A 17,160-nucleotide genomic window follows, 5' to 3' on the forward strand; every position below is an offset into this window, starting at 1 on the left:
CGGAGCGTTGTCCCATCGGCGTGCCATGCGGGCCCCATCGCGGCGCTGATCCGGTAAGACGGTAGCGGGGAATGCCATTTCGAGAACGGGAGCACCGGATGCACGAGACCAGCGGCACGGAACCGTTGTCGGTCCTCTCCCTGTTCCGCGACGCGGCCGGGAGCGTCCCCGCGTACGCGAGCTTTCTGCGGGAGCACGGCGTGGATCCGTCGGCGGTCGGTGATCCGTCGTGGATCCCGTTGATGACCAAGAGCAACTACCACCAGCGGTACGGGCTGGCGGAGCGCTGCCGTGGCGGGCGCCTCGACGCGGCCGCCATGGTCGCGGTGTCGTCCGGGTCGTCGGGCCGGCCGACGGTGTGGCCGCGGACGGTCGAGGACGAGCGGCCGGTCACGGCACGGTTCGAGCAGGTGTTCCGGGACGGGTTCCGGGCCGATCAGCGCAGCACTCTCGCGGTGGTCTGTTTCGCGCTCGGCAACTGGGTCGGTGGCATGTACACCGTCGCGGCCTGCCGGCAGCTGGCCGCCGGCGGGTATCGGATCACGGTGGCCGCGCCCGGCAACGACGTCGACGAGATCCTCCGGGTGATCGGGGAGCTCGGGCCACTGTTCGAGCAGACCGTGCTGCTGGGCTATCCGCCGTTCGTCAAGAACGTCGTCGACGCCGGGGTGGCCCGCGGTGTGGACTGGCCGTCGCTGCGGGTGAAACTGGTGCTGGCCGGTGAGGTGTTCAGCGAACAGTGGCGTGATCTGATGGCCGCGCGCGCCGGGATCACCGACCCGGAGTCAGGGGTCGCCTCGCTCTACGGCACGGCGGACGCGGGGGTGCTCGGCAACGAGACGCCGTTGAGCGTACGCATCCGCCGTTTTCTCGCGGGGCGCCCGGACCTGGCATCGGGGCTGTTCGGTGACTCGCGACTGCCGACCCTGGTGCAGTACGACCCGGCGGCGCGCCTGTTCGAGACGGCCGGGGACGGGACGCTCGTGTTCAGTGCCGGCGGGACGGTGCCGCTGGTGCGCTATCACATCGCCGACGAGGGCGGGCTCTTCTCGTACGCGGAGATGGTCTCGTTCTGCCGCGAGCACGGTTTCGAGCCGGGCGACGGACCGGAGCTGCCGTTCGTCCACTTCTTCGGGCGTTCGCTGTTCACCGTCTCGTTCTTCGGCGCCAACGTGTACCCGGAGAACGTCACCGTCGGGCTGGAGCAACCTGCGGTGAGCGGCTGGACGACGGGGCGGTTCGTGCTGAGCACGGTCGAGGACGCCGACCGGGACCGCTGGCTGTCGGTGGTGGTGGAGCTGGCGCCGGGCGCTGTGGCCACACCGGAGCGGGAGCGGCTCGCCGCCGAGTCGATCCGCGCCGAACTGTTGCGGCTCAACAGCGAGTTCGCCCACTACGTGCCCGCCGGGCATCAGCTGCCCCGGGTGGAGCTCCGGGCCGCCGACGACCCGGAGTACTTCCCGAAGGGCGTGAAGCACCGGTACACCCGGCGCCCCGCCGGCTAGCTGTTGCGGGGACGGCGCGCCACCACGAGCAGATGGGTGGTCGGCCAGTCCAGTGGGGTGCCGTCGAGTTCGGTCAGCGACGCGACCGGGGCGATCCGGTTGTCGATGACCCAGCCGTTGCGGATCGGTGCCGAGGCGGCGTCGAGCTCGAAACCGGCCTCGGCCAGCAGATCCGACCATTCGGCGAAGGACAGGCCGCAGAACTGTTCCTTGGTCTCGGACAGCCAGTTGTCGACGTAGTCCTTGCGGGTCAGGAAGTCCATGGCGGCGCCCAGTTCCAGGCGCACGGTGCCGTCGCCGGCGGCGGGCTCGAAGGTGAACGGGAACGCGAAGTCGGCCGCGAACTGGTCCAGCCGGGCCCGCGTCGACAGGCCCGCGACGTACCGGTTGACCTCGCCGGAGGTGAGTCCGGCCAGGTCATGCCGCGGGTGCTCCGGGTTGTCGCCGTCGTCGGTGGCCAGCGTCAGCAGCACCTCGCGGCGGCGGTCGTCGGGCCCGCAGACGTCGCTGTTGATCCAGACGCCGCCGGGCACGGTGTGGTCGAAGATGCGGCGGGCGAACTGGAGCAGCGACTCGCGCTGCCGGCCGTACGACCAGATTTCGTGGGTCAGCGCGAACGTCAGCGTGGTGTCCACCGACCGGTCCGTGAAGATCGCGCCACCGAGGACGTTGCGCTGGTAGAAGTACACGTTGGCGTTACGGAAGACGCCCTGGGCCTTCTTGTGCACGCACTCGGTGTAGAGGTGCCGGGCGACCTCGACGCCGATCAGGTCGCTCTCGTGCAGGCCCGGCTCACGGTCGGCCAGTTCCAGCAGCGACCCGGCGCCGCACCCGATGTCGACGATCCGGCCGGGGCGCACGTACTGCCGCACGGCCGACCACTTGCGTTCGGCAGCGTCGGCGAACGCCTCCACGTACGTCCGGTAGTCGCGGGTGGCGGTGAGGCCGCCCTCGTCGCCGACCAGCGGGTCCTCGACGACGGTCCGGACCGTCTCGGCCAGCCGGTACCGTTCGAAGACGTCGATGGTCGCCGGATGGGCGAGTTTGCGCCAGGAGTCGTCGCCGGCGGCCAGCCGCAGCAGCACGTCCCACGGCCGCTCCGGGGTCGTACGCAACTCGGGGTCGGCCTCGACCTGCGCGATCGGGAAGCCGATCCGCTCGTAGAGTTTCGCCACCTCCGGCGTGGAACAGGCGACCACGGTGTCGTCCGGGGTCAGGTCGATGCCGGTGGCCACCGCGATGCTCTTGAGCGTGACGTCGGCGAACGCGTCGGTCGGTGCGGTGTCGAAGATCGGCACGACAAGCGAACGCAGACCGCTGAGCAGGCTGAACCGCTCGATCGCGGCCTCCCGCCGGTGGTACGGGACCGGGTTGCGCCGGGTGTTGTCGTGGTTGGCCGACGTCACCGCCCACACGATCGTGGCCGAACTGTCCGCGGCGAGCCGGTGCAGATAGTCGGCCTGAAAGCGGGTCAGCAGGTGATGACGGCCGGGAAACAGCACGTAACGCGGCTGCTGGTCGATGACTCTTCCCCCCATGGCGTACCGGTCCGGACGGCGATCATGGAGCATACCGCGCGCCCGGACCGGGGTTCCGCCGTCAGTCGTCGACGCGGAAGCCGAGCTTCACGAGGACCTGGTAGTGGGCCACCTCCCCGTCGACCACCTGGCCACGGATCTCCTTCGCCTCGAACCACTCGATGTTGCGTACCGTCTCCGCCGCCTTCTTGACCGCGGTACGGATGGCGTCGTCGACGCTTGTCGGACTGCTGCCGACCACCTCGGTGAGCCGATACACGTGGTGTGTCACGACGAACTCCCTTCTCCCTGCCGTCTGGCTGTTGCGCACCGCTGTCTCAGCGTCGCTGAGACAGCGGTGCGCGACAGCCGGGAGTACCCAGTGTCACCCGGGGATCAACTCGGTGAGCCGGTCCAGGGAGATCACGTCCGATCCCGGCGGCAGGCCCTCGGGCGCCTCGAGACCGATGAACGTGACCGGCTCGTCCGGCAGCCGGCCGTCCCACGTCGCCACCTCGGCCCGCGCCCGCCAGAGATCGACGAGGTAGGCCACCGTGAGGTAGCGGCGCTCGATCAGGGCCCGCACCCGGTCGGCCGTGGTGAACCGGTTCCCCTCGACCTGGTTGAACGACGGCCGGCCGGTCAGGTACAGGTGCAGCCAGACGGCCTCCCAGCCGCGTTCACCGTTGGCGAAGACCATCGGCAGCGCGACCCGGCCACTCCCGCGCATCTGCGAGCGGGCCCGCACGGTCCGGGCGTCGAACGGGGCACCGCGCTGCTTCAGGGTGCGGGTCTGGTACCCGAACATCGACTCGGCGACCCGGTCGAACGACTCCCCCGCGTAGATGTTGACCTGCGGGACCACGTAGCGGCCGGCGACCGTCAACGGCACGTCGATGAACTCGGTGGCACCGTTCTTCGCCTCGGTGATGTCGCCGGAGTGCACGGCGCCGTCGTGGTGGTAGTTCGTGAACGAGACCTGGCCCGCGGTGTGGAACCGCTCGTCGAGCAGCAGCACCGACAGGTCGTAGTCGGTCCGGCTGCTGGTCTGCCGCCAGTACGTGAAGAACCGCAGCAGCTCACCGGAGACCGGTGCCCGCGAGCCGCGCGGCAGCACCGCGAAGCCGTCCTCGGCCGCCTTGCCGGACAGCGGCAGGGCGACACCGAGCACGTCCGGGTCGACCAGCAGCGGACGCTCGGGCGCCGGCAGCCGGGCGCTGATCTCGGTGTCGAGCAGCGCCGACAGCTCGGCGACCAGTCCGGCCGGCAGCGTCGGCCGCTCGTCCCGGCCGACCCACGCGCGGCGCGACCGGCTGGCGTACATCCGTACGTTCGCGGGCGTCAGCCGGTTGTCGACGTGCTCGCGCAGCGAGAGAAGGACCCGGCCGGACGCCGAACCGAGCGCGCCGCCGACCGCGTCGACCACGACGGCCAGTTCGTCCTCGCCGGCCGACCGCAGCAGCCGGTCCGCCGAGCGCAGCAGCTGTCCCGGTGCGGCCGACAGCACCGACGCGGCCCGGCCGACGGCACCGGCCCGCATCGCCTGCTCGGCACGGCCGGCGAGGTTGTGCACCTTGCGCTCGCCGCGGGCGACCGCGAACACCGCCTGGGCATGCGGCCACTGTGGGTACTCGTGCGGGTGCAGCCGTTCGCCGAGCCGCTTCCACCGCTCCGCGTACCGGGCGACGTCACCGAGCTTGGCCGGGCTCGCGCCGACCACGTGGTCCAGTGCCTGCAGCAGGATCCGCCGCTCGGCGCGCCGGAACGTGCGGAACCGGGTACGCGTCATCAGCGACACGTCACCGCCGGAGACCTGGCAGGCCAGGCGCAGCACGTCGGTCGTGGTGTCCACGGCGACCAGCGGACGGGCGAGCACCAGACGGACGCCGTTGAGGACGGCGCGGTTCTCCCGTACCGGGATCTCGGCGGGCTGCTCACCGTCCGCGCACAGCAGGGCCAGCTCGCTGAGGATCGCGAGGTCGGCCTCGCCGAGCGGCGTCACGCCACCGGCCAGCGCCAGGTAGAGCCGCTGCGCCTCCACCTCGACCGGGCCGCCGAGACGCAGCAGGGTCATCCGGTCGCCGGCGGACGCGATCAGCTCGTCGTGCGCCGCGAGCAGTTCGGCGTAGGTGTGCTGGTAGGTGCCGTAGCCGGGCAGCGCCAGCAGGTTGATCCCGCCCACGCCGGCCGGTGCGCCACCGCCGGTGAGGACGGCCGCCCGCAGCCGCTCCGCCCAGAACTCGACGGTGTCGGGCACGGCGTGCGGGAAGCCGATGAAGTAGGCGTTGTGCCGCACGTGGTCGCCGACCAGCTCGCGGACCGCCGACACGACGGTGGCCGCGAGGTCCATGGCCGGCTCGGGCGCCAGGGCACCGACATGTTCCAGCAGCTCACGCGAGGCCGAGAACCCCGCCTCGAGCAGCGCGGCGTCAAGCTGCCGGGCCACCGGAGAGCCGTCGCCGGCCGCACCGGCGCTCGCCGGCACCCGCAGCGTCTTCTGGATGATCATCTTCTCGAGCACGTGTTCCCCCGTCCCGCGTCAGAGTGGGCCGCCGGGGACTCGAACCCCGAACCTCTCGATCCAGAAAGGAAGAAGGAAGCACACCCATACCCGCCGGAGACGGAGAGCGGACGTGCTGACCAAGTCGAGCGCTCCAGCCGGTTGAGCTAGCGACCCGCCCCAGATCATCACACCACCCGCCCTCGCGGGCCATCGAGTTTCGCGTGCCACCCGCCCACCGCCTGATCCCCGCCTCGAAGCGTATTCGCGGTTCATCCGGGGCTGACGCCGGCCGTCCACAATGGCATGATGCGCCTCGACGATCTTGAATAACGGGGAGCTTGAATGCGTTTGTACCAACGTCTCGCGGTCGCTGCCGCCACGGCCCTGCTCGCAGTGGGCGGAGCTGTCATGCCGGGCGCTCCGGCCGCGGCAGCGGTGAACGCGACGTACAACTTCTGGGTGTGGAACGTCGCCGGCTCGACCATGCACGGCGGCAGCACCACCGACGGCCTGATCGACGCGGCCGCCGGCTCGATCATCAACCGGGACGCCGACTTCGTGGCGTTCAACGAGATCTGCGAAGGTCAGTACCACGCGCTGATCGCCCGGCTGCGGGAGCTCAACTACCCGGCCGACGAGAGCAACTTCGCGCGGTTCTCGCCCAGCAACAACGCGGTGGAAGGTTGCGCGCCGGGTGTGGGCAACACCCAGCCGGGCGGCAACGCCATCTTCAGCCGGTTCCCGCTGAACGGGGCCCAGCGCTGGACGCTGCCGTCGGACACCCGGCCGGAGCAGCGCAACCTGACCTGCGTGGCGCCGACCGCACAGCCGAAGATGCACTTCTGCACCACCCACATCACCACGAACAACGACACGGCACCGAACGGCAAGCGGTACAACGAGAACCAGCTCGACTTCGTGCTGGGCAAGATGGAAGCCTTCAACAGTGCGGGCGACACGGCCGTCATCGCCGGCGACTTCAACGCCCAGCCGCACTACGGGCGCCTCAACAACTGGTACTCACCGACGCTGAACGTGGCCGGCAACAGCGGTAACACCGGTGCCTACCGGGAACTCGACGACAACGACGCGGGCAACTGCCTCGGGTACGGCGAGTGGTCCGCAACCGGCACGCCCGGTGCCACCCCACCCTGTGGCGGACTCGCCAAGATCGACCTGATCTTCGCCCGGCAGAACCGGCTGGCCGGCTCCTACAACAGCGACTCGCTGAGCATCTCGACGGGCTGCTCCGGCATCCCGGCGACATCCGCGTACGCCGCCGGCTCCTGCTCCGACCATCGCATCGTCATCGGCACCGCCACCGTCTCCATCGGCTGACCCGGCAGCTGCCCCCGGAGCCACCTGTCCGGGGGCAGCTACCGATCACCCGTCTCCCCGGCGCTCCGTGGAATCGAGGCGGACATCGGCCATCATCGCCGTGGTGAGGACTCGGAGCGCCGACGTGGCAGCGTTCTGCGCCCGATCATGGCTGTCGAGGTTCGCCCACATGACCACCGTGACGTTGGCCTTGCGGGCCGCCACCACAACCAGGCCGGCGTCGGAGATGACGACCGCCTCATCGCCCACTCCGGTCAGCGGACGTGGCGCGGACATCGCGGCGCGCTCGGCGTCATGGCTGCGAGCCGCACTGGCGACCGCACTGGACTCCGGGCCCGGCCCGTGCCGCGCGACGGTCACGACGAGCAGGTCGAACGGTGCGGGGTCGGTACCGAAAGGGCTGTGCCACCGGCATTCCGAGAGATGCAGCCTCCCGAAGTCCCGGGTCTCGTCAAGGACGTGCTCGCGGGTGTCCGCGGGCCAGTGGCGCCCCAGCCCGGCGGCTTCCAGCGCCGGGCAGGCGCCGGTGACGCCGGAGGCGATCGGCGTCCACGGCCAGACCACTCCACGATCGACTGTCCGCAGGCCCGCGGCCACCAGCAGCGCGACGAGAACCAGCCCGGCGATGGTCATCGGCGACCACAGCCGGCGCGGTTCGCGGGGGTGCGGCTTGCCCGGATCGATCGGGGCGCCGTGCCGGACGGCCCACTCCCGCAACGCGGCCAGGTCCCGTTCGAACCGCGGATCCGGCAGCCACCCCGACCGTGGCGCGTGGAGCAGCATCGATGCGCCGCCGCGCTTGGTGACCTGCACGCGGCGACCGGTCAGCCGCCGGACGGCTCGCACGCCGGCAACGTCCTGCCACCGGACGAGGGCCGCCGACGGGGAGAGGCCCTCGATCCCGTCCCGCGACAGTGTCAGCGACGTCCGCCGGGCGGTCACAAGGCGAATCACGAACGCGGGCAGCACGAGCAGTGCCCAGTAGGCGGCGGTGATCCCGGCCAGTGCGGGGAACCAGCGGTAGTCGACGGGTCCGGACCGGACGATCACCACCACCGCCCACAGCAGGAACGTGGGCAGCACACCCTCCACGACGAGGGCATCGAACGCCCGGCGGCTGTGCCGGCGCAACGACAGCCGCTCGCCGCCGGCGGTCACGGTCGCGTCGTTCTCTGCTGCCTCTTTCACGGGCTGCCCCATCCGCTCGCCGGCACGCCGTCAACCTACAAGCTGCCGGACAAGCCGCTCAGCCGACAGGGGCGCCGAGGAAGTCGATGGCGTGCCGCAGCAGCTCACGTGAGTCGGTGAACCACAGCGCGTCGGTGCCGGCCGCCGGTTGCAGGCGCGCGGCCGGCATGTGTGCGGCCAGGTAGGACGCATGCCCGATGTCGACATTGAGGCAGTTGCGGCGGTGCAGCACCAGGGTGGGCGCGGTGACGTCGGGCAAGTGGTGACGCACGTCGGTGGTGGTGGCGGCCGTACGGACCGCGGTGGCGACCGCGGGGCCGGCCGCGCGGCGGCCGAGGCGGTTCCACCACTGCCGGAATTCCTCGTCCGCGGCGGTGCTGGGCGCCGCCTGGGCGACGGAGTCCACGCCCTGCGCCGGGTCCGCGGGTGAGACGGTGTCGCGGATCAGTGTCTCGGTCGTGCTCGGGTCCAGCCCGTACGGATAGTCGCCGCTGCGGGTGTACCGGGGATAGCACTGCGCCAGGATCAGCGAGCGCACCCGATCAGGGTGGCGGGCGGCGAACTCGAGAGCGACGAGCCCGGTGTCGAAGTTGGCGAACAGGTCGGCCCGGCCGACGCCGAGAGCATCGAGGACCCGGCGTACATCGGCGACCCACTGGTCCAATGGCGCGCGGTGCGGGTCGAGCGGGTCGGAGAGGCCGATCCCGCGTCGATCGAGACAGACCACCGAGGCGTGCTCGGCGAGGACCGCCAGCCCCGACCGGGCGTGCGCGCCGTCGAGGAGGCCGTCGATGGTGAGCAGCGCCGGATTGAGCACGACGAGATCGCGGCCGCCCTCGGACAGCCGGGTGTAGGCGGTGGAGCCGTCCTCGCCGGTGGCATAGCGCACCGGCACCGTGACGGTCGCGGCCGGAGCGGCCGGCCGGGGCGATGAGCGCAGGACCTCGGCCTGCGCCTCACGCAACGCGGCTGACGGGTCGAGGCCGACCTCGACGAGCGCGGCACGGGCTCCGGCCGCGGCGCGAAGCGCCTCGTTCTGCCGGCCGGCCCGGTGCAGCGCGCGCACGTAGTGCACCCACGACGGCTCGTCGAGCGGATCGGCGGTGGTCAGCTGCTCCAGCTCACCGAGGGCAGAGCCGGGGTCGCCGCCGGCCGCGAGGCTGCCCAGGTGCTCCTGCACGAGAAGCCGCCGCTCCTGGTGCCAGCCCCGCCGCAGCGCCGCGGCCGCCGCTGTGTGCGGAAGCTCCGGGTCGGCGCGCCACAGCGCGCGGGCCTCGGCCAGTACGGCGGCGGCACCGTCGGGACGGCCGTCGGCGAGCAGGCGGCGGGCGCGAGCCCGGGCCAGGGCAACCTGTCCGACGTCGGTGCGTTCGGGTGGGACGGCCAGGCGGTACGCGTCACGTCCGGCCCGCTCGACGCCGGCGCCGCGTTCGACGGCCTGCAACGCGGCGCGGATGCGGGACAGATGGGCTCGCAGTGTCTTGACGGCCGACGGTGGTGGGTCGTCCCAGAGCAGGCAGGCCAGCTCGTCGAGCGATACCGCGGCGGGGGCGTGCAGGGTGAGGATGGTCAGCAACTCGCGCGCCTTGCGTTCCAGGCCGGGCACCGAACCGTCCACGGCGTGGACGCCGGCCGTACCGAGCACCCGCACGATCACCCACCCAGCCTAGGGCCACATCCCGGCCACATCCGTTCCCGGCCACGCCTGCCATAACTTCGGCCCATGACGAAACAGCACCTCTCACTTCAGGACGCCGGACCCGGACGCCGGTTCGACGGGGACCTGTTCCGGCCCGGCGAGGCGGGCTACGACGAGCACCGGCTGGGCTGGAACCGGACCATCGAGTCGCGACCGGCTCTCATCGCCACGGCCGCGACGGCCGATGACGTACGAACGGCGATCCTCGCCGCTCGTGAGCATGCTCTGCCGTTCGCCGTGCAGGCGACCGGCCACGGCACGGTCGTTTCCGCGGACGGCGCCCTGCTGCTCAAGACGACCGCGTTGAACAGCGTGGAAGTCGACCCGCAGCGCCGGGTCGCGCGCGTCGGCCCGGGAGCGGTGTGGGCGGACGTGAACCGCGCCGCCGCCCGGTACGGCCTCGCCGGGCTTGCGGGCCGCTGCTCGACGGTCGGGGTGACCGGGTACACGCTCGGCGGCGGGCAGTCGTGGCTGTCACGGACCTTCGGCTTCGCGGCCGACAGTGTGGTCAGCGCTGACGTCGTCACCGCCGACGGGACGGTGCTGACCGCGAACGCGCGGCAGCATCCGGACCTATTCTGGGCGCTGCGCGGCGGCGGCGGGAACTTCGGCGTCGTCACCTCGCTGGAGTTCCGCCTGCATCCGGTGGCCCGGGTGTACTCCGGCATGTCCCTGTATCCGATGGAACGCGCGTTCGACGTCCTCGCCGCCTACCGTCAGTGGGCCCTCGACGAGCCCGACGCCATGAACACGGCGGTGTTGTTGATCCGCCTTCCCCCGTCGCCGCTGATTCCGGAGCCGCTGCGGGGCAGGCGTGTCCTGGCCGTCCGGGTGTTCCACCACGGCGACGACGGGCCCCGGGTTCTCGCCCCGTTGCTCGAGGCCGCGGGCCCGCCACTGCTCGAGGCGTTCGGGATGCGCACATTTCCGGAGGCCAGTGACGCCACCAATGGCCCGGATGCGCCGCCGATGGCCAACCGCCAGGAGGTGGAGCTGTTCCGGACGTTGCCCGACGAGGTGCTGCACGCGATCGTCGAGGCCGGCGCCGCCGATTCCCCGCTCGCCTTCGTCGAGGTGCGGCACTGGGGCGGCGTGATGGCGCGTCCCGGCGCGGACGCCGGCCCGGCGGGGCACCGTGATGTGCCGTTCTCGGTCATGGCGGTCGCCCCTTACCTCACCGCCGACCGCACCGCAGCCGACACGGCCCTCGACCGCCTGACCGGCCGGTTGCGCCCGCACGCGACCGGTGGTTCCTTCCTCACCCTTCTGACCGACCACACCAGGACGCGTTCCGCGTTCACCGCCGCCAACTACGCCCGGCTCGCTGCCGCCAAGCGTGATTGGGACCCGGCCAACATCTTCCGTCTCGGCCACAACATCCCTCCGGCCACCGACCGAAAGGCAGTCGCATGACCCGCATCCTCCTCACCGGTGCCACGGGTACCGTCGGCACCCACGTCGTCCACGCACTGCGGGACCGCGCCGCGGAGACCGTCGTTCTCGTCCGCGACCCGGAAGTGGCCGCGGCCCGGCTCGGCGACGTCAGATTCGCCCCAGGCGACTTCGACGACCCTGATTCGCTGCGACGCGCTCTGCGGGGGGTCGAGTGCGTGTACCTCAGCGCCGCCGACGGCCCTCGTAAGGTCGCCCACGAGACCACGGTGATCGATGCCGCGGCCGAGTCGGGCGTCCAGCGGATCGTGAAGCTCTCGGCCATGCACGCCGATCCGGCATCGGCGCTGCCCGCCTTCCGCTGGCACGGCGAGATCGAGGCGCGCCTGCTCCGTTCGCGGGTACCGGCGGTAATCCTCCGGCCGGCGTTCTTCATGACGAACCTGCTGATGGTCGCCGGCGGTGTCGCACAGACGGGCCTGTTGCACGCACCCACCGCCGGGCGGCAGGTGGCGATGATCGACGTCCGTGACGTCGCCGAGACAGCCGCCGTCACGCTCCTGGCCGACGGCCACGCGGGGCGGACGTACGACCTCACCGGCCCTGCGCCGATCACGTTCACGGACGTGGCGGCGGCACTCACGGAGGCGACCGGAACCACCGTCCGGTCCGTCGACCTGACCGAGGAGCAGGCAAGACCACGGTTCGAGAGAGCCGGCCTGCCGGACTGGCTCGCCGTGCACCTGGCCGGGGTCTTCGGCCTGATCCGCGCCGGCGGCTTCGAGCGGACGACCGGCCATGTCCAGGCGATCACCGGCCGCCCGGCGCGCGGCATCGGCGGCTTCGCCCGCGACTTCGCGGCAGCGTTCACACTGCCGGCAGTGCCGGCCGGCCAGTCCGGATAGCGGCGCGCCGGGCCTGTCCCACCGGCCCGGCGCCCGCTGCCGGGGCACCTCAGCTCCCCGCGTGGACCCCGGCAGACCTCTCGCCACTGCGGCTCACCGGGAAGCGAGCAGTCAAGCCGCCCGCATCGTTTCATCGGAGTTTCGGCCGCATTGATAAAAGCACCGACGCCGTCCATGGCTCCTGTGACCTCACCCACTGCCCGGCTCATCATAGTGAAATCAGAGAGATCTGCCGGTCACCAAGAATTTACATTCCTATATGATTAACCCCAGCTCAGAGCGTCTTACAACAATGAGTGAAGATCATAAGTAACACGACAGGTGACGATTTTCTGAATCTGTAACCCGTGCCGAATACAAATGTTCGGGACGAGTGGGTCGCGCGTCAGCGGATATTCCTGTTCCCTTGTCTGCAGCACCAAATCCACGGGGCTGGATATCGAGGACTTTCGGGAGCATCCATGACGGCACCGCCGGTTGCGCCGGTCCGGGCAGCTCGCCTGGCATGGCGGCCGCTGCAGCGTTCCACGCGCGTCGCCATCATCGCGGCGCTCGCCGCCACGCTGTTCTATCAGCTCTTCCTGCTCAACCCGGCGTACCGCGGGCCCGGCTGGCTCTGGTTCGCCATGCTTGCCGCCGAGGGCCTGACCGCCCTGCACCTGATCGGCACGTGGTGGACCATCCTGGCCCACGACGACCGGCCGGAGGCGGTGGACGCCACGGTCTGGCGCAACCGGCTGCGGGCCGGCTCCGACGTGCCGTCGATCGACGTCTTCATCACCGCGTACGGCGAGGAGCCGGCGCTGGTCCGGCGCACCATGCTCGCGGCCCGCGACATGGTCCTGCCGCACCGCACGTTCCTTCTCGACGACGGCGACAGCGACGAACTGCGCACCATCGCGGACGAGGTGGGCATCGACTACCTGCGCCGCCCGGGCGGCGCGCATGCCAAGGCCGGCAACGTCAACGCCGGGCTGGCCCGTACCAATGGCGAGTTCGTGGTGATCTTCGACGCGGATCACGTACCGGATCCGAACTTCCTGCTCAGCATCCTGCCGCACTTCCAGGACCCGGACGTGGCATTCGTCCAGTCCCCGCAGTTCTACACGAACAACGTCAATCTGGTCGCCACCGGCTCCGGCGAGGCTCAGCGCATCTTCTACGAGCTCGTCTGCCCGGGCAAGAACCACTTCAATGCCGCCTTCTGCGTCGGTACGAACGTCATGTTCCGGCGGGCCGCGCTGGACAACATCGGCGGCATCTGGACGGGCAGCAACTCCGAGGACATTTGGACGTCGATCGAGCTGCACAAGCGCGGCTGGAAGTCCATCTACGTCCCGCAGGTGCTGGCCCGCGGGCTGGCCCCGCAGGACGTCCCGTCGTACCTGAAGCAGCAGCTGCGCTGGGCGAGCGGTGGTTTCGAGGTGCTGCTGCGCGGGCGGCTGTTCAAGCGCGGCATCGGCCTGACCATCGACCAGCGACTGCAGTACCTGTTCTGCGGTACGCATTATCTGCTGTCCCTGGCGATGCTGACCTTCATGCTCTTCCCGGCGCTCTACCTGCTCTTCGCGCTGAGCCCGATCCGCGCCGACGGACTCGCCTGGGCGACCCACTACCTGCCGTTCCAGGCGGCCGTGCTGCTGGTCACCTGGCTGCAGTCGGGCGGGTTCAAGCTGTCGGCGATAGTGGCCAGCATCGGCGCGACGCCGGTGCATCTTCGGGCGCTCGGCGGCGTGCTCCTCGGCCGGCCGGCGAAGTGGAAGGCCACCAACGCCGGCGGCGACGGCACCCGGTCGCTGTGGGCGGTCATGCCCCTGTTCGCGCTGCTGGTGCTGAACCTCACCGCCATCGTGGTCGGTGTGCTCGTGATGGCCGACCCGGGGCCGACCTGGCTGTCCGTCGGCTGGGCCTCCATGATCGTTCTGATTCTCGGCCGGATGATCCTCGAATCGGTCACCGGCGGCCGGATCCGGCAGGGCGCGAAGCCCACGGCCGGATCGCCGGAGGTCCCCCACCCACCCGCCGGCGGACATTCCGCCACCCCGCCGCGGCACGTCGCGGTGACCGCCTGACCCGGGTTCCGCCCGCCACCGTCCGCCGCCTGACCCGGGGCCACACCGCCGAGAGGGTACGCCCATGAGCGCCACGATCGACAACGCGAGAACCTACGACAACGACTCGACCAGGGTCATCCAGCCGCCCGCACCGAAGCCTGTACCGCCGCCGAAGCGCCGGGGACGCAGTGCGCTGCGCGTCGTGCGTACCAGCCTGGTGGTCCTGATCCTGATCTCGGCGGCCGGGGCGGGCGGCACCCACATCGTGCGGCAGCGCCTCGCCGAACAGAACATGGTGGACGCCGGCACCGCCGTGCTCACCGCGCAGCCCATCACCGTCGGTTCGGCCGATGCCGCCGTCGTCACCGAGATGCTGACCACCGAGCGGACCAGCGTCACCGCCGGCGCGGTCCTGGCCACCATCACCCTGACCGCGGAGGGCGACGGGGACACGCGACGGGTGCAGAAACTGCAGGCGCCCGCCGCGGGCATCGTCACCAGGATCAACGTCGCTCCGGGACAGATCGCCCGCGCCGGTGAGCCGATCGTCACCCTGTACGACCCGGCCAAGGTCGCCTTCGCGGTCGACGTGCCGCTCGAGAAGCTGCGCGAGTTCCGGCTCGGGATGACCGCCTACGTGACGGGCCCCGGCCTGCCCGGCCGGATCTCCACGACATTGGAGAAGGTCGAGCCGAAAGTCGACGCCGGCCGGCAGGCGAGCGCGGAGGACGAACTGACCGTCGTGCTCCGGCCGGACCCGGCAGCGCGTGCGGTCGTGCGTACGCTGGTGCCGGGGCTGCAGTTCGCCGTGGTCGTCGACACCACCACGGCCACCGGCGGTACCCCCGCCGTGAACAGCGCATGAGCCGCCGCGCACCGGCCCTGACCGTGATCGCGGCGCTCACCGCGCTGACGGCGTGCACCTCCGCACCGGACGCGACGCCGGCGGACCGGGCCCCGGCCGCGCCGGCACCGAACACCGGCACGGTCATGGAGGACGCCGCCGCGTCCCCACTCACCGTTCCCGCGGTGACCGGCAGCGGAAGCATCGCCGGGACGCTGCCGGCCGGTTCCGTACCCACCAAGGCTCCCGCACAGGCCGGCGACCTCGCGGGCCAGGCGGTACCGACCAACCAGTGGTGGAGCTCCGCACTGACCGGGCCCCGTACCCAGCCGATCTGGACCCATCCGCTGGCCGTGCAGGCCGCCGCCGGCGGCCTGCAGATCAGCGGCGCGCCGCTCACCGCCTCCGCGAACGCCGTGATCACCCCGTTCCTGCCCGCCCTCACCGTCGGTACCGCCACCGGCGCCGTGAGCGTCGCCGGCTACGGCGCCTTCCATGTCGTCCTGCGCGTCGGGCTCGCCGGTGGCGGCCGGGTCGATGTCACTCTCGCGCAGGGCAGCCCCGTGGTGTGGCTGCGCTTCGACGGGGCGGCGCCCACCCTCAACGGCACCTTCCGCGACGTCGGCAGCTCGGCCACCCGGGCGCGGCTCGACATCGCGGGCGGGCGCTGGGACGTGCTCGGCAAGGATCTGACACAGACCGGGACCACCGTCACCGGGTCGGGAGAGCAACTCGCCGTCGCCCGGGTGCCGGCCGGCGCCGACCAGGCGAGCTGGGAGAAGGCCAGCACGGGCGATCCGATCGTACGGACCACGGCCACCACGGCGTACGACGCCGCAGCCGGGACGGTCACCCAGACGCTCACCGCCCGCCGTGCGTCCGGCGGAACCGGAGCGTGGGCCCTGCTGCCGCATCACCAGGCCGGCCTGGTCGCCGGACCGCCGCCGCTGGCCGGCTCCTACCCGAACGCACGGGGCACGATGTCCCTGGTCACGGCCGACGCGGTGCAGGTCCGGACGTCGATGCCGGGCTTGCTCACCGCCGTACCGAAGGTGCCGCTGAACGAGACGGCGACCAGAACCGTGCTCGCCGACCTGGACCGTGACCTCGCCGACCCGCCCGGCAAGGGCGGCAGCTACTTCGGGCTCAAGGAGCTCGGCCGGCTGTCCACGATCGCCGAGGTCGCGGCCGCCGCCGGGGCCGACAGGCAGCGCACCGCCGCCCTGGACCTGCTCCGGCCGCAGCTCGTCGACTGGCTGACCCACACGGGACCGTCCGACGGGCGTTACTTCGGCTACGACCGGACCTGGGGTGGGCTGATCGCCGTCCCGGCCGAGTTCGGCGCACAGGACTACAACGACCATCATTTCCAGTACGGCTATCTGGTACGCGCCGCTGCCGTGCTGGCGACGGCCGACCCCGGCTTCGCCCGCGACTACGGTGACGTCGTCGATCTGATCGTCCGCGACTACGCCGGTTCGCTGGCGATAGGCCCCGCGAGCGGGCTGCCGCCGTTCCGGGCCTTCAACGCCTACCTGGGCAGTTCGGCCGCCTCCGGGTTCGCGCCCTTCGCGGACGGCAACAACCAGGAGTCGTCAAGCGAAGCGGTGGCGGCCTGGGAGGCCGTGGTCCGCTGGGGAACCGTCCGCGGCAACGCGGAGATGACCGGGTACGGCATCGCCCACTACGCCCTGGAGGCGGCGACGGCCCGGATGTACTGGCTCGGCGAGGGGCTGACTCGCGAGGCCGGATACGCGCACACCACCGCGGGCATCGTCTGGGACGCGAAGATCGACTATGCGACCTGGTTCGATCCCAAGCCGGAGTCGGTCCTCGGCATCCAGTTGCTGCCACTGACCGCAGGCGCCTTCTATCGCGGGCCGTCCGCGGCCCGCCAGAAGGAGTTGGGCGACAAGCCCAAGGTCTGGGGCGACCTCTTCGCGGCCGACCTCGCACTGTCCGACCCGGAGGCCGCCCGCCGCCGGCTCGACGCGGGAGTCACCCGGGAGGAGAGCACCAGCCGGGCGATGGTCCGGTACTGGGTGGAGGCCCTGGCAGTGCTGGGACCCCCACAGCCGGAGGCCGCCGCGCCGGTGGGGTCGCTGGCGTTCGGTCCCGCGAACACTCCGCGAATCATCCGGGCGCCCGGAGCTTAAGAAATGACCGGGGGGGGACAGACAGAGCGCGGGGACCGTCGAAGGTCCTCGCGCCCTGT

General features: G+C 71.3%; 12 protein-coding genes and 1 tRNA gene. 7 read left to right on the forward strand and 6 right to left on the reverse strand.

Annotated elements, in window-relative coordinates; genetic code table 11:
* Positions 1-98 precede the first annotated feature (98 nt).
* Entirely contained in the window at positions 99-1,505 is a 1,407-nt protein-coding gene (locus AB0G04_RS32750) for a phenylacetate--CoA ligase family protein (RefSeq protein WP_360990706.1), read from the forward strand.
* On the opposite strand, the gene AB0G04_RS32755 is transcribed toward AB0G04_RS32750, so the two are convergent.
* From AB0G04_RS32755 to AB0G04_RS32770, 4 genes are all read right to left on the reverse strand, one after another.
* On the reverse strand, positions 1,502-3,043 hold the full coding sequence (locus AB0G04_RS32755; protein WP_360990708.1) for a class I SAM-dependent methyltransferase: 1,542 nt from the start codon (positions 3,041-3,043) through the stop codon (positions 1,502-1,504). The two genes, AB0G04_RS32750 and AB0G04_RS32755, sit on opposite strands and share 4 nt — an antisense overlap.
* Positions 3,044-3,104: 61 nt before the next feature.
* Positions 3,105-3,314, reverse strand: coding sequence for a dodecin (locus AB0G04_RS32760; protein ID WP_360990711.1), 210 nt, complete (start codon positions 3,312-3,314; stop codon positions 3,105-3,107).
* Positions 3,315-3,407: 93 nt separating this feature from the next.
* A complete protein-coding gene (locus AB0G04_RS32765; protein WP_360990714.1) occupies positions 3,408-5,543 on the reverse strand; it encodes a hypothetical protein in 2,136 nt (711 codons plus the stop codon).
* 24 nt (positions 5,544-5,567) lie between these two features.
* Positions 5,568-5,699: transfer RNA gene (locus AB0G04_RS32770), tRNA-OTHER, on the reverse strand.
* A gap of 168 nt (positions 5,700-5,867) precedes the next feature.
* Here AB0G04_RS32770 and AB0G04_RS32775 point away from each other — a divergent pair.
* On the forward strand, positions 5,868-6,863 hold the full coding sequence (locus tag AB0G04_RS32775) for an endonuclease/exonuclease/phosphatase family protein (protein WP_360990717.1): 996 nt from the start codon (positions 5,868-5,870) through the stop codon (positions 6,861-6,863).
* A gap of 45 nt (positions 6,864-6,908) precedes the next feature.
* Here AB0G04_RS32775 and AB0G04_RS32780 read toward each other — a convergent pair whose 3' ends face one another.
* Both AB0G04_RS32780 and AB0G04_RS32785 read right to left on the reverse strand, forming a co-directional pair.
* Positions 6,909-8,051: a hypothetical protein gene (locus AB0G04_RS32780; RefSeq protein WP_360990719.1), complete on the reverse strand. Its 1,143-nt coding sequence runs from the start codon at positions 8,049-8,051 to the stop codon at positions 6,909-6,911.
* Positions 8,052-8,109: 58 nt separating this feature from the next.
* A complete protein-coding gene (locus tag AB0G04_RS32785) occupies positions 8,110-9,708 on the reverse strand; it encodes an alpha/beta fold hydrolase (RefSeq protein ID WP_360990721.1) in 1,599 nt (532 codons plus the stop codon).
* A gap of 66 nt (positions 9,709-9,774) precedes the next feature.
* Between AB0G04_RS32785 and AB0G04_RS32790 the strand changes: the two genes are divergently transcribed.
* The 5 genes from AB0G04_RS32790 to AB0G04_RS32810 all read left to right on the forward strand — a co-directional run bounded on the left by AB0G04_RS32790 (position 9,775) and on the right by AB0G04_RS32810 (position 17,101).
* Positions 9,775-11,163 (forward strand): FAD-binding oxidoreductase, encoded by a 1,389-nt coding sequence (locus AB0G04_RS32790; protein ID WP_360990724.1) that lies wholly within the window; start codon positions 9,775-9,777, stop codon positions 11,161-11,163.
* Entirely contained in the window at positions 11,160-12,047 is an 888-nt protein-coding gene (locus tag AB0G04_RS32795) for an SDR family oxidoreductase (protein ID WP_360990727.1), read from the forward strand. Before AB0G04_RS32790 ends, AB0G04_RS32795 begins: the two co-directional genes overlap by 4 nt.
* Positions 12,048-12,508: 461 nt before the next feature.
* Positions 12,509-14,119, forward strand: coding sequence for a glycosyltransferase family 2 protein (locus tag AB0G04_RS32800; RefSeq protein ID WP_360990729.1), 1,611 nt, complete (start codon positions 12,509-12,511; stop codon positions 14,117-14,119).
* 64 nt (positions 14,120-14,183) lie between these two features.
* Positions 14,184-14,966 carry an HlyD family secretion protein gene (locus tag AB0G04_RS32805; RefSeq protein ID WP_360990731.1) on the forward strand — a complete coding sequence of 261 codons (783 nt, stop codon included), beginning with the start codon at positions 14,184-14,186 and terminating at the stop codon, positions 14,964-14,966.
* The gene (locus tag AB0G04_RS32810) at positions 14,963-17,101 is read left to right on the forward strand and encodes a glycosyl hydrolase (protein WP_360990733.1); all 2,139 of its coding nucleotides are present in this window, start codon (positions 14,963-14,965) and stop codon (positions 17,099-17,101) included. Before AB0G04_RS32805 ends, AB0G04_RS32810 begins: the two co-directional genes overlap by 4 nt.
* Positions 17,102-17,160 lie beyond the last annotated feature (59 nt).

It is taken from the genome of Actinoplanes sp. NPDC023801 (genome assembly GCF_040639655.1).
Taxonomy (GTDB): Bacteria; Actinomycetota; Actinomycetes; order Mycobacteriales; family Micromonosporaceae; genus Actinoplanes.

Bases quoted from the DNA above. Each gene is read 5' to 3' on its own strand.
- AB0G04_RS32750 (WP_360990706.1), top strand. From the start codon at position 99: ATGCACGAGACCAGCGGCACGGAACCGTTGTCGGTCCTCTCCCTGTTC.
- AB0G04_RS32755 (WP_360990708.1), bottom strand. From the start codon at position 3,043: ATGGGGGGAAGAGTCATCGACCAGCAGCCGCGTTACGTGCTGTTTCCC.
- AB0G04_RS32775 (WP_360990717.1), top strand. From the start codon at position 5,868: ATGCGTTTGTACCAACGTCTCGCGGTCGCTGCCGCCACGGCCCTGCTC.
- AB0G04_RS32790 (WP_360990724.1), top strand. From the start codon at position 9,775: ATGACGAAACAGCACCTCTCACTTCAGGACGCCGGACCCGGACGCCGG.
- AB0G04_RS32795 (WP_360990727.1), top strand. From the start codon at position 11,160: ATGACCCGCATCCTCCTCACCGGTGCCACGGGTACCGTCGGCACCCAC.
- AB0G04_RS32800 (WP_360990729.1), top strand. From the start codon at position 12,509: ATGACGGCACCGCCGGTTGCGCCGGTCCGGGCAGCTCGCCTGGCATGG.
- AB0G04_RS32805 (WP_360990731.1), top strand. From the start codon at position 14,184: ATGAGCGCCACGATCGACAACGCGAGAACCTACGACAACGACTCGACC.
- AB0G04_RS32810 (WP_360990733.1), top strand. From the start codon at position 14,963: ATGAGCCGCCGCGCACCGGCCCTGACCGTGATCGCGGCGCTCACCGCG.